Source organism: Ruminococcus sp. RTP21359st1_H3_RTP21359_211015 (assembly GCF_040909065.1).
GTDB classification, from domain to species: Bacteria; Bacillota; Clostridia; order Oscillospirales; family Ruminococcaceae; genus Hominimerdicola; species Hominimerdicola aceti.
The window spans coordinates 1-13,322 of the sequence record NZ_JBDGDD010000026.1; the positions used below are offsets into that span (position 1 = coordinate 1).

10 protein-coding genes are annotated in these 13,322 nt (G+C 43.8%); 4 read left to right on the forward strand and 6 right to left on the reverse strand.

From position 1 onward, the window contains the following. Positions 1–263: 263 nt before the first annotated feature. From AB5Z01_RS10570 to AB5Z01_RS10595, 6 genes are all read right to left on the reverse strand, one after another. On the reverse strand, positions 264–1,679 hold the full coding sequence (locus AB5Z01_RS10570; RefSeq protein WP_287214439.1) for an SGNH/GDSL hydrolase family protein: 1,416 nt from the start codon (positions 1,677–1,679) through the stop codon (positions 264–266). Positions 1,680–1,821: 142 nt separating this feature from the next. Further along, positions 1,822–3,780 (reverse strand): type I pullulanase, encoded by a 1,959-nt coding sequence (gene pulA / locus AB5Z01_RS10575; RefSeq protein WP_287214437.1) that lies wholly within the window; start codon positions 3,778–3,780, stop codon positions 1,822–1,824. 42 nt (positions 3,781–3,822) lie between these two features. After that, positions 3,823–4,695, reverse strand: a complete 873-nt coding sequence (locus AB5Z01_RS10580) for a phosphatidylserine decarboxylase (protein WP_368365526.1) — start codon at positions 4,693–4,695, stop codon at positions 3,823–3,825. A 108-nt stretch (positions 4,696–4,803) separates the two neighbouring features. Then, positions 4,804–5,433, reverse strand: coding sequence for a phosphatidylcholine/phosphatidylserine synthase (locus AB5Z01_RS10585; protein WP_022288453.1), 630 nt, complete (start codon positions 5,431–5,433; stop codon positions 4,804–4,806). Positions 5,434–5,447: 14 nt separating this feature from the next. Beyond that, positions 5,448–6,536, reverse strand: a complete 1,089-nt coding sequence (locus AB5Z01_RS10590) for a YbhN family protein (RefSeq protein WP_368365527.1) — start codon at positions 6,534–6,536, stop codon at positions 5,448–5,450. A gap of 62 nt (positions 6,537–6,598) precedes the next feature. Then, positions 6,599–7,561, reverse strand: coding sequence for a phospho-N-acetylmuramoyl-pentapeptide-transferase (locus tag AB5Z01_RS10595; RefSeq protein ID WP_287214432.1), 963 nt, complete (start codon positions 7,559–7,561; stop codon positions 6,599–6,601). 207 nt (positions 7,562–7,768) lie between these two features. On the opposite strand from AB5Z01_RS10595, the gene AB5Z01_RS10600 reads away from it, so the two are divergent. From AB5Z01_RS10600 to AB5Z01_RS10615, 4 genes are all read left to right on the forward strand, one after another. Beyond that, positions 7,769–8,743, forward strand: a complete 975-nt coding sequence (locus AB5Z01_RS10600) for a biotin--[acetyl-CoA-carboxylase] ligase (protein WP_022288456.1) — start codon at positions 7,769–7,771, stop codon at positions 8,741–8,743. Positions 8,744–9,059: 316 nt separating this feature from the next. Continuing rightward, positions 9,060–9,536, forward strand: a complete 477-nt coding sequence (locus AB5Z01_RS10605; RefSeq protein WP_022288457.1) for an NAD(P)H-dependent oxidoreductase subunit E — start codon at positions 9,060–9,062, stop codon at positions 9,534–9,536. Position 9,537: 1 nt separating this feature from the next. After that, positions 9,538–11,430, forward strand: a complete 1,893-nt coding sequence (gene nuoF, locus AB5Z01_RS10610; RefSeq protein WP_195220682.1) for an NADH-quinone oxidoreductase subunit NuoF — start codon at positions 9,538–9,540, stop codon at positions 11,428–11,430. Between the two features lie 8 nt (positions 11,431–11,438). Then, the gene (locus AB5Z01_RS10615) at positions 11,439–13,118 is read left to right on the forward strand and encodes a [FeFe] hydrogenase, group A (protein ID WP_038670850.1); all 1,680 of its coding nucleotides are present in this window, start codon (positions 11,439–11,441) and stop codon (positions 13,116–13,118) included. The last annotated feature ends 204 nt before the right edge of the window (positions 13,119–13,322 follow it).

Below are 13,322 nucleotides of genomic sequence, written 5' to 3' on the forward strand. Positions count from 1 at the left end.
TATTACGTTCGTGTTCGTTCGTACACAACTGTAAAGGGTACTAAGTATTATGGCGCTTGGTCGGCTTCAAAGAGTGTGACTACAAAGAAGTAATTTTTATCGTTTATGAAAATATCCCACATGCAGAGGTTTTTCTGCATGGGGGAGTTTTTTGCGTTAAAGCGTACATTTTGTCGGCAAAGCCACCCTGAAATGTTACGACCAACCATATAAAAAAACACCGCACAAAGTCTTACCTCTGTGCGGTGTAAATATCTACTTTATTACTTCCTCTTAGAAACCACCATAGCTGCACCTGCAAGTGCTGCCAGACCTATACTTATGCCCATTGCCGCATCTGTATTAGGGTTTGTGGTGCTGTTAGGATTTGTCGTTGTCTTTGATGATGAAGCCGCTGCGCTGCTGTCATTTGTTGCTTCAGAAGAAGCCTCGGAAGATGACTCCTCTGCTTTGCTCTCGCTGCTCTCCTCACCTGACGACTCCTCAACAACGTTATTGAACTCAACGTCGTCGTCCTTTGTCATTTCGTCAACGCCGTCGTTAACCAACTCAACTCTCTCCCAACCGTAAATGCCTTCAATAGCATATGTAAGCTCATAAGCTGCTGTCTTCTGTGAAACAGCTGATGGGTGATAGTCAACTGCATAACCATTGTTTTCGCTGTCCTGAACGCTGAACTGGAAAACTGATACCTTGCTGTCGCCTGTTTCAGTCTTATAAGCGTCAACTGCATCTGTAATAGAAGGATAAAGCTCCTGTCCCATAATACCGAGTGTACAAAGTATCTCAGAATTTGGATTCTTAGCTCTTATCTCCTTGAGGAAATTTACATAGCCCTTTTCAAACTCAGCACACTTATCAGCGTCGCCCTTTGTGTATGAGTTATCGTTTGTACCAAGATTTACAACGATAAGCTCAGGCTGATACTGTGAGAAATCCCAATCATAATTAGCTGTCTGTTCACCGTCGAACCAGCTCCATGTAAAGCAGAACTTATCATAGAAATTTGGCACAAGCAGTGCGTCATTTATCTTGCCGTTGCCTGAATAACCAGAGATCACACCTGCTCCGCTTACTGATACAAAGCTGTAGTCAGCGCCAAAATTCTGTGCTGCCTTGTAAGCATATGTCTTTGCGGCATTCTCGTTGTAGATAGAAAATGACTTTCCAAGTGGATCATCAACGCCGTATCCACAAGTGATAGAGTCACCAATAAACTCGATAGAATGCTTTGCTGCCTCTGTTGGCTGTGGCTTGCCGTCTACCTCAAAGCTGTCAATTGCGATAACGCTCTGTGCAGCTTCTGAAAGCTTTATGAGCTTAACTGTGCTTTCGCCCTCAGGAAGCTCTACCTCAACTGCGTTTGTCTTCTTATTTTTTATGTAGCCCTGCTTAACAAGCTTGCCGTTTACAAATACGCCAATTCTTGCCTCACCTACGCTGCCGTTTACATTGAAAACAGCCTTTGTGCCTGTGCATTTGAACTCGATACCGCTTGCAGAATAGCCAAGTATCGTTGTGTCGCCCTTTCTGTAGGTACGACCGATAAGCTTAACATTGTCGCTTGTTGCCTCATAAGAGGTGAGCTTGTCCGTTGCCTCCGTGTCTGCCATGACTGTCATTCCCATGCAGCCTGCTGCAATTGCCGCAGCACAGAAACCTGCCAAAAACTTCTTCATACTATGATTTCCTCCATTGTTTAATTTTTTTGTATCTTTTGCCTTAATATTTCTCGATCCAATAATTTAATTATACTCTATCTGCAAGATATATACATTAATTTATTGTTAATATTTATTTGTCATTTTATTAACGGGACTGTCAGATATTCTTTATCCTCTTATAAACCACAGCCGACAGCGGTGGACAGACGAAACTGCCTGAAACGGGCTGTTTGTTCATCTTGCCACTTTCATCAAGCCTGAGATAAAAGCTTCCCTCAGGCAGACCGAAGCCCCTGTTCTCGTAGTAAGGATTAAGTGCGATAACATAACATTCTCCGTCTTTTTCAAGCTTCCAGCTTACGCAGTTCCAATCGTCATTATGCATAAAATGAAGATGTGCGTTCACGTCCTCTTTAGTGTTCATTCGGAAAAGCGGACTTCCCTTTCTCAGCCTTATAAGAGCCTTGTAATACTCAAAGACCTCTTTATATTCAAGCTTTCTGTTCCACTTTATGGAGTTAGTGTAGTCAGGCGCATTGTAGCTGTCATGGGAATAGATATTCACATCATTAGGCTCTTCGCCCTCTTTGAGTATCCTCGGCTTTGACCTAAGAAAATCCTGACCAAGCTGTATGAACGGCATGCCCTGTGAAAGTATCACTATCGCCGCTGCAAGCTTATCCATTTTTATCCTTACGTCCTCGCTGTCATTCTTTGCCGATATACAAAGCTTGTCCCACAAAGTATTGTTGTCATGAGCCTCACAGTAATTCACCGCCTGAGTAGGCTCAAATGCCCAGCAAGCTTCTTTTGCATCATTTATCTGATAGTGTGGCACAGAGCCGGCTATACCACGCCTTAGGGTAGAAGCCGCATTTCTGTTTCCGCTGACAAAGCCCTTGTCATATGGATTAAAAGTACCGCCCTTAATGGAATCTCTGATGTTATCGTTGAAAAGTCCAACTCTTCCAAACTGATATGAATTCCATTTATATGCAAGCCTATCAGCAGGGAGCGGTGACTCTCCTCCCGTCCAGCCCTCACCATACATTAGTATCTGAGGGTCTATCTTGTTAAGCTCATCCCTTATAATGTTCACAGTTTCAATATCGTGAAGCGCCATAAGGTCAAAGCGGAAGCCGTCTATCTTATATTCCGTTGCCCAAAATCTGAGAGAATCTATCATGAATTTTCTCATCATCATGTGGTTTGAAGCCGTTTCGTTTCCACAACCCGAGCCGTTTGAAAAAGAGCCGTCATTTCTTATTCTATGATAATAATATGGGAAAGAACGCTCAAAGGCTGACTCCTCGGTATAGTAAGTGTGATTGTATACCACGTCCATTACAACGCCGATGCCGTTCTCGTGAAGTGCCATAACAAGCTGTTTGAACTCTCTTATCCTGCACTTAGGGTCATAAGGGTCTGTGGAATATGAACCCTCAAGGCAGTTGAAGTTCTTAGGATCATAACCCCAGTTATATTGATTGAGCCAAGGCTTGCTCTCGTCCACAGTGGCATAATCTTCCACAGGAAGCAGGTGAACATGGGTGATTCCAAGCTCTTTGAGATGCTCGATACAAGTGTTCACGCCCTGATATTTCGTACCCTTATCGGCAAAAGCCACATACTTTCCTCTATGCTCAGGGACAACGCCTGATGAACTGTCCGCAGAAAAATCTCTGACGTGGCACTCATACACCACTGCGTCGCAGGCGTTTCTGCACTTAGGCTTCTTGACCTTATCCCAACCCTCAGGGTCGGTGGTCTTGAAATCCACCACCGCACCAACGTTTCCGTTGACTCCGCAGGCTTTTGCATAGATATCTATAGTTTCATGCCTTGTTTTGTGGTCAAACTCAAATGTATAGGTATAAAAAACACCGTCAAGGTCACGGAGTATCTCCACATACCAAACACCGTGGTCAAGCCTTTCCATAGGCAGGCTTTCAAGACGGCTTTTGCCCTCGCCGTCAAGATACAGATTAAGATAAACTCCCGTTGCAAGCGGCGACCATGTTTTGAACACAGTTTTGCCCTCTTTCATGACCGCACCCAGATCGTTTCCTATATATTGATTATCTCTGTCGAACTGTTCATAATTCAATCTGTACATCAACCATGCCCCTTGCCTATATTTTTTTCGTCTTAGATATTTTTACTTCAGACTTTCGCCAAGCACCGAGCCTTGAAGAAGCTTAGTTTCAAAGCCCTCCCTCGTATTTTTAAGCAGGTCATCGCAAAGCTTTACCTTGTCCTTTTCAAGAAGCAGCAGGATAGTTGAGCCGCCGAACTCGAAATAGCCCTTTTCTTCGCCCTTTGTGACCTTTACGCCCCCCTCAGTGTGCAGATTTGATATCTTGCCCACCATAAGAGCACCGACTTCCATTTGAATAATATCTCCGAACTGCTCCGTTCTTATCATGCAATATTCTCTGGAGTTTTCCTTGAAAACAGGCAGATAATTGTTCACCACAGGGTTCACAGTGTGAAGAATACCATTTATCTTTCTGTTGTGGCTCTTTACACCGTCTGCACAATAGCAATAGCGGTGATAATCGTCCACTGAAAGTCTGATGATAACTGCATAGCCACCCTCATAACGCTTTGCAAGCTTGCTGTCCCTGAGAAGCGAGGCGGTATTATACACTGCATTCTTTATAATAAAGGTATCAGACTGTGTTATCTTATAAGCAGTCACCTTGCCGTCTGAAGGTGACACCAGCAGATTCTTGTCCTTAGTGATAAAACGTCTACCGGGCTTTATTTTTCTTGTGAAAAAATCATTGAATGAGCGATACATTCTTTCCTCATAGTCAAACATATCTATTCCGTTTTTTTCTGCAAAGCCAAAAATAAAAGGCACTGAGAACTTGCTGTCAAGTATCACTCTTGCACACTTTGAAAATATCGGACAGCCGAGAAATTTCATAAGCGCCCTGCCCATTGCCGAGCTGTAGGCAGCCGCAAGAAAGCTATCCCGAGATGTGGTCTGTTCGTATTCTCTGCCCTGTCTGTCACGATATTTCATCTGTTTCTCTCCTTTTATTTACATTATTGTAGGGGACGACACCCCCGACGACCTGTTTTTTCACACACCTGTCCGGCAAAAACATTTCCCATTCAGGTAACTTTTATCTTAGATTATATGCTGCATTTTAAGATAGCCGAGAAGGATTATCGCACCTATAGTAAAGAGTATCAGCACGCCCTTCATGGAAAGCTTCTTGACATTTATTTTCAATACAAAGAGTATTGAAATAAGTATCATAAAGCTATGGAAAACAAATGGAAAAATATTTCTCGGTATATTGTGCTGACCCATGAACAGCAGAGGAAGTATCATAGCAACTGTTGTAACAGGCAGACCCTTATATTCTTTTCTGTTCTCTGTTGTGTTTCTCTGACGTTCTTCCTCCATAACGTTGAAGTAGCCAAGTCTGATAACAGCGCCCAGAACTATCATAATGCTTGCGATAAGACGAAGCGGATAAACTGAATTGTAGTGATAGCCTATTACAGCAGGGAAAACGCCGAAGCAAACAAGGTCGCACAGTGAGTCGATCTGTATGCCGAACACCTTTTCATGCTCTGTTCTGTTTTTCATGCTTCTTGCTATCTTACCGTCAAAAAGGTCGCAGATACCCGAAAGAAGCAGGCAGAGAAAGGCTATGGACATATGATTTTCAAAGACCTGAGTGATCCCGAACACTGACGAAACAAGTCCTATGTATGTGAGTATTACCGAATAATTATAAAAACCGATCATTTTTTCTTTTCCTCTCATTCTTTTTCGACTTCTTTTTTAACTTCCTGCGACTCCTCAAGACCATTCTTCTTATCATTCCTCATAACGATAAAGTGAGCCACGAACGTTACCAATGCGCTCATTATCAGCAGTAAATAGAAGCTGAGTCCACGGCTCAGTAGCATTGCAGGCTTTACAAGCTCTGCGGTGAAAATGCTCATGAACATATATGTGAAGCAACCCTCTGTTACGCCTGCCGCACCAGGCAATGGCAACATTTCAACTGCAACACCTATCATAGTCTGAAGTGCGATAATATTCCAAAAACCTGTTCCGCTAAGGCCGTAGGACTTATACACTATCCATGTGACAGCCAGCAGGAACAGTCTCTGCACCAGTGTGATAAGAAAAATATTTATCACAGTATGCACATTGCTCTTTATATATTCCGAACCGATCATGTAATTGTCGCAGATACGCTTTATTTTGTTTATGTATTTTTCGTTGTTCTTTTCTTTGAGTATCCTTATGCGTGTCAGAAGATTTATAAGCTTTATGCCCATTTTTCTCGCCCACAAAGGCTTATAGAAAATAAACACAAGCCCTGCGATATAGGCGATATTCAGTATAAAGCCGATAAGCAGAAGCCACCAAAGCCGTCCCACATGAAGCTTTATAAAGCCAAAGTTGAAAAGCAGGAACGCCACTGCAAGAAGCACCTGCACAGCCTTGAAAGCTATGGTGATGATAAGCATTATCAAGGTGGAAAAGCCTATCTTTATGCCGTCTTTCTTCATGTAATACATCTGCGCAGGCTGTCCGCCGGAAGCAGACGGCGTTATACAGCTAAAGAAAAAGCCTATAAACGAATATTTCAAACAACGCCTGAAAGGAGTTTTTACTTCAAAAAGCCTCAGCATATACTTTATTATGACCGACTCCCCTGCCACATAGCAGAACACGCACACAGCACCCACTGCAAGCCAGCTTTTCTTTGCAAGGTGAAGATCCGCCACTATGTCGGAAAATTCTTCTCCTCTGAAAAGCAGTCTGACTGTCAGCCAGCCTATGACCACAATAAAGAATATATTAAGGACATATTTCAGGTTCTTTTTTATTTTCATCATCTCCGAATTTTCAGCCTGTCCATTAAAAGGTCAGACCGTTTTTGTCCCACACATATTTTTTACAGCACGAATGCCATAAAGCACAGATTTACTATTATCTGCAAAATTGTAAATCTTATTACTACCTGAGTATCAGACCAGCCCTTGTTCTTTCTTGCATGGTCGTGAAGAGGAGTTCTTATGCCCTCCATAAAATTCTTTATTTTCAGGAAACGTCTGAAAGAAAGCTTGAGAAGTCCAAGTCCGCCGTCAAGTATGATAACTATAGCCATAGGGATAAATGCGAACGGTGCGGCAGTTTTCAAAAACATCACCGCAAGGAAAACGCCCAGCGCTCTCGAGCCTGCGTCACCCATGAGCATCTGGCTAGGCGAGCAGTTGAACCACAAATAAGCCGCAAGCGTCACGAACATTATCATAGGAAGGAGCATATCAGCCGCACCACTCTTTGTCACCATAAATGCAAGTGGCAGAAGAACTGTCATGACCAATGAACCGCATAGCCCGTCAACGCCGTCTGTACAGTTTGTAACGTTGATAGCCGTCCAAACGAGGACGCCTGCAAGGATTATGAACAGCGGTGTAGGGATAGTGAAAGTGGAATCTGTGATATAAAGCTTCACCTGCGAGCCGTTATAAAAATAGTATGTAAACGCAATGCCAAGAGATATAACAAGGTCGATAAGGCCCTTTTTCAGGTTGCCCCAAGGAGTTTCAGCAGCATCGTCAAAATATCCGCTGAGCATGGCAGCATATACAAGCACGAGATAGATTATATTCTCGATATCGAGAGGATAGAAAAGTGCTGTGCAAAGGGTAAAGGAAGTCACGAAGATAATTCCTGCGCCACGGGGCTTGCCCTCAGAAAGAGCACCGTTCACAGCGAACGCTCTGCCCTGATCTTTAGGCAAAATGCGTTTGAAAAATTTCAGGCTGAAAAAAGCAATAAGAAAACTGCACAGCATTGGCACAAGCAGCACCAATGTAGTATTATTAGTCTTAGCCAAAAGGTTATAAAACATTGTCATCGTCCTTTTCTGTTTCAATTCATACATATACTATTATATTATACAACATAGCTGTGCAAAATGCAAATATTATTATCCGTCATTTTGCACAATTTTTTCTTAATGGTTTCTTAATGTGGAGTAGGCTAGGGATTTTTTAGGGTGAGGGTTGAACACTTTGACCTTTTGTGCTATAATTATCTCATTAAGGAGGCATTTTTTATGGCAATAAAAGACAAAGTGCTGGAACTTCTCGACGATAACAAGGGCAAATATCTTTCAGGCGAACAGCTTGCTGACACGCTGGGCTGTACCCGTGGGGCTGTTTGGAAAGCTGTGAAAGCTTTGCAGGAAAACGGCTACCCTATCTCTGCGGTGACGAACAAGGGCTATTCCCTTGATGAAAACACTGATATACTTTCCCTTGCAGGCATAAAAAAATATCTTGACCCTGACCGTCAGGGGCTTGAAATAGAGGTATACAAGGAAGTAAGCTCCACTAATCTGGTACTCAAAGACTATGCAAATCAGGGTGTGCCCGAGGGCAGGATAGTCATTGCAGGTATGCAGACCCAGGGGCGTGGAAGGCTTGGACGTTCTTTCTTCTCGCCATCTGATTCGGGACTTTACATGAGCATTCTTCTCCGCCCTGACATGGCTGCGGCTGACGCTGTTAAGATAACCACTGCTGCTGCAGTTTCAGTTGCCCTTGCTGTGGAAAAGGTCAGTGATCAAAAGCCTGACATAAAATGGGTGAACGACATTTACATAAACGGCAGGAAGATATGCGGAATACTCACGGAGGCTTCTTTCAGCATGGAAAGCGGCGGACTTGACTACGCTGTGCTTGGTATCGGTGTGAACACCTACGAGCCGGAAGGCGGTTTTCCTGAGGCAATAAGAGATATCGCAGGACCGATATTCCACGAAAGAAAAAGCGATATGCGAAACAGAATAGCCGCAGAGATAATAAACAATTTCATGCGTCTTTATGACAGCTTTGAAGAAAACAGCTTTTACCCAGAATACAGAAAACGCTTGCTTTGGGTAGGCGAGAAGATAAACGTCATAAGAGGAAGCGAAAAAACTCCTGCCACAATGCTTGGGGCTGATGAGGACTGCCGCCTGCACGTCAGATATGAGGACGGCAGAGAAGAATATATTTCCTCAGGAGAGATAAGTATTCGCAAGGCTTAACATAATATACGAAATGTTAGGTATATCTAATGAAACAAACGGCTATGATTTTTTATAATTAATTCAGTTTATCAAATAGTATCAGCAGGTCGAGTCATTGAGAAATGGCTCGATTTTTTATGCATTATAACTATATAAACGTTTTCGTTTATGTGTATTTCTACAAGTTAGTCAATGCTTATTCTAATTATATATATCCCATGTAAATAAAAACATTATTCATTTTGTGTCATATAGTATATAATTATAGTTGACAGTATGTCTTGATTATTGACTTTGTAATCAAATTTAACTTTAATTATATGGAGGAAATTTTATGACAAAAGAATTTGATTATTCACCGATCGACAAAATTCTTGAAAATCATGAAAAAACAGCGGTCATAGCCATATTGCAGGATATTCAGGAGATATATCACTATCTTCCAAAGGAAATATTCCCATATCTTGCAAAAAAGCTTGGCACAGGCGAAGCAAGAATATACAGCGTTGCGACCTTTTATGAGAATTTTTCTCTCGAGCCAAAGGGCAAATACGTTATCAAATGTTGTGATGGCACTGCCTGTCATGTAAGAAAATCTATACCTATTCTCGAATATCTCAGAGGAGAGCTTGGTCTTAGCGAAAAGAAAACCACCACTGACGACCTGATGTTCACAGTGGAAACTGTTTCATGTCTTGGTGCTTGTGGACTTGCCCCTGTTCTCACTGTGAACGATGTTGTTCACCCTGAGATGAATCCTGACAAGGCTGCGGCTCTGCTTAAGGAACTGAGAGAAAAGGAGGCTGAATAATATGCTGCTGAAAACGAAATACGATCTTGACAACGCCCGTGAACAGTATGGTAAGCTTGTTGACAAGCAGGCTAGAAAAGTGCTTGTTTGCGCAGGTACAGGCTGTGTTGCAGGCGGTTCGCTGAACATATACCAGAAGCTTATCGAAACTATCTCCGCAAAGGGATTGGAGTGCGTGGTAGCACTTGCTGACGAGCCACATGATGATGATATCCACGATGGCGCTATCGGCGTAAAAAGAAGCGGCTGTCACGGCTTCTGCGAAATGGGTCCACTTGTTAGAATAGAGCCGGAGGGCTGGCTTTACACTAAGGTGAAACTTGACGATGTTGACGAGATAGTTGACAAGACTATCTGCAATGGCGAGTGCGTTGAAAGACTGTGCTACAAGAAAAACGGTGAAATATATCGCCAGCAGTCAGAAATACCATTCTATAAGATGCAGCAGCGTATCGTACTTGAACACTGCGGTCACATTGACGCTACTTCCATAAAGGAATATCTTGCTATAGGCGGCTACAGAGCCTTTGAAAAGGCACTTCTCGATATGTCACCTGAGGATATCCTCAACGAAATGACAGAATCTAATCTTCGTGGACGTGGAGGCGGAGGATTCCCTCTTGGCAAAAAGTGGACAAGCGTTGCAAAGCAGAAAAGCCCTACAAAATACATAGTCTGCAATGGTGACGAGGGCGACCCTGGCGCATTTATGGATCGTTCTATCATGGAGGGCGACCCACACAGACTTCTTGAAGGCATGATGATAGCCGGTATCGCAACAGGCGCAAAAGAGGGATATATCTACGTTCGTGCGGAATATCCGCTGGCAGTATCACGTCTTAAAGGTGCTATCGCACAGGCTGAGCAGTTTGGTCTGCTTGGTGACAATATACTCGGCACAGATTACTCATTCAGAATACATATAAACCGTGGTGCAGGCGCATTTGTTTGCGGTGAAGGCTCTGCCCTGACGGCTTCTATCGAGGGCAAGCGTGGTATGCCTAGAGTTAAGCCGCCAAGAACTGTTGAACATGGTCTTTTCAACGAGCCTACAGTTCTCAACAACGTTGAAACGCTGGCTAACGTGCCTGTTATCATCAACAACGGTGCAAAATGGTTCAGGAGCATAGGCCCTGAGAACTCCCCTGGAACAAAGGCTTTCGCTCTTACGGGCAACATCTCGAACACCGGTCTTATTGAAGTGCCAATGGGAACTTCTCTCAGAAAAGTAATATTCGATATCGGCGGCGGCATGAGAGGCGACGGAAAGTTCAAGGCTGTTCAGATAGGCGGTCCGTCAGGCGGCTGTCTTGTTACACCTAACCTCGATATCCAGCTTGACTTTGACTCGCTGAAAAAAGTCGGTGCTATGATCGGCTCAGGCGGACTTGTTGTTATGGACGATAAGTCATGCATGGTAGAAGTTGCAAGATTTTTCATGAATTTCACCCAGAACGAGTCCTGCGGAAAGTGCGTTCCGTGCCGTGAGGGTACGAAGAGAATGCTTGAGATACTTGAGCGTATCGTAAATGGTAACGGTCAGGAGGGGGATATCGAACTGCTTCTTGAGCTTGCCGACACTATCTCCTCAACTGCTCTCTGTGGTCTTGGAAAGACGGCTGCATTCCCTGTTGTATCTACAATAAAGAACTTCCGTGAGGAATATGAAGCTCACATAAGAGATAAGAAGTGTCCATCAGGCAACTGCAAGAAGCTTGTGACATATCAGATCGACCCTGAGATATGCAAGGGCTGTTCAAAGTGTTCAAGAGTCTGTCCTGTGGGTGCGATCAGCGGCGAGATCAAAAAGCCGTTCAAGATCGACACCTCTAAGTGCATAAAGTGCGGAGCTTGTATTTCCAACTGCCATTTCAAAGCTGTCAAGGAGGTTTAATTTTAGCTATGAATAAAGAGTTTATGATAATCGACAATATCCCCGTTGCTATAAACGGTGAAAAAAATCTGCTTGAGCTTATCAGAAAGGCAGGCATCGAGCTTCCTACATTCTGTTACTATTCTGAGCTTTCAGTATACGGTGCTTGCAGAATGTGCATGGTGGAAAACAAGTGGGGCGGCATGGAAGCCGCTTGCTCAACTCCTCCGAGAAATGGTATGGAGATATACACAAACACACCAAGGCTGAGAAAATACCGCAAGATGATATTGGAACTTCTTCTTTCAAATCACTGCGGTGAATGTACGACCTGCGATAAAAACGGCAAGTGCAAATTGCAGGAGCTTGCCGCAAGATTTGATATCCACAGAGTACGTTTTGACAATCCAAAGTCCAAGCCTTGTATCGATGATTCTTCTGTATCTATCACCAGGGACGCCAACAAGTGTATCCTCTGCGGTGACTGCGTAAGAGTGTGCAACGAAGTACAGAACGTTGGTGCAATAGATTTTGCATTCAGAGGTTCAAAAATGAAGGTAGCCTGCTCATTTGACAAGCCTATAGGCGATTCAAACTGCGTTGGCTGCGGTCAGTGTGCGGCAGTCTGTCCAACAGGCGCTATAATCATAAAGAACGACAGCCACAGGCTTTGGAAAGAGCTTAATCAGGAGGACACTATTGCAGTGGCTCAGGTAGCTCCAGCTGTAAGAGTTGCAGTGGCAAAAGAGTTCGGCTACAACGGCGAGAACGTTATGGGCAAGATAGTTGCAGCACTTAGAAGAATAGGCTTCAACTACATTTTTGACACCTCAACAGCTGCAGACCTCACTGTTATGGAGGAGTCAAAGGAGTTTGCAGACAGGCTTGCAAACGGCGGAAAGCTCCCGCTGTTCACATCATGCTGTCCTGCATGGATAAAGTATGCTGAGAATGAGTATCCCGAGATACTGCCTAACATTTCCACTTGCCGCTCACCAATGCAGATGTTCGCTTCCGTAATAAACGAGAAGTTCAAGGGCGAGGGCAAGAAGATACTTTCTGTTGCTGTTATGCCTTGCACTGCCAAAAAGGGAGAAGCCGCAAGAGATGAGTTCAAGGACGAGAACGGCAAACCGCTGGTTGATTTTGTCATCACCACTCAGGAGCTTATCATGATGATAAAAGAAGCCGGTATCGTGTTCAACGAGATAGAGCCGGAAGCTGTTGATATGCCGTTCGGCACTATGACAGGCGCAGGTGTAATCTTCGGTGTAACAGGCGGTGTAACAGAAGCAGTTATCAGACGTGTTTCCACAGACAAGTCACTTGCTTCCCTGAGAAATCTTGCATTCGAGGGCGTAAGAGGCTTCGAGGGCATAAAAGAGCTTGAAGTACCTCTTGGCGACAAGGCTATCAAGGTCTGCGTTGTAAACGGACTTCGCAATGTTGAGGTCATAATGAACAGAATGAAAGCTGGCGAGCATTTCGACCTTATCGAAGTTATGGCTTGTCCAAACGGCTGTATAGGCGGCGCAGGTCAGCCAAAGGCTACTATCGACGAGAAGAAAGAGCGCAGTGTTAATCTTTACAATGCTGACAAGCTTTGCACTTTGAAGCGTTCAGAAGAAAATCCGCTTATGGATAAGCTTTACGAGGGTATCCTCAAGGGCAGAGAGCATGAACTGCTTCATGTAAGCTATGTAAAATAGTGAAATAACGTAAATAGCGAAAGGCTGCACGAAATTGTGCAGCCTTTTTTGTGTGTCGAAAAACTATAATAAAGGGGTGATCTGAGGTCGCCCCAACATATGAACAGCGTATTTACATAAATTGTAGGGGACGGCGTCCTCGACGTCCCGCTTATTTAGGACGTTGTCAATAAGCTCAAGTTTGCACGAAATTGTGCAAACTTT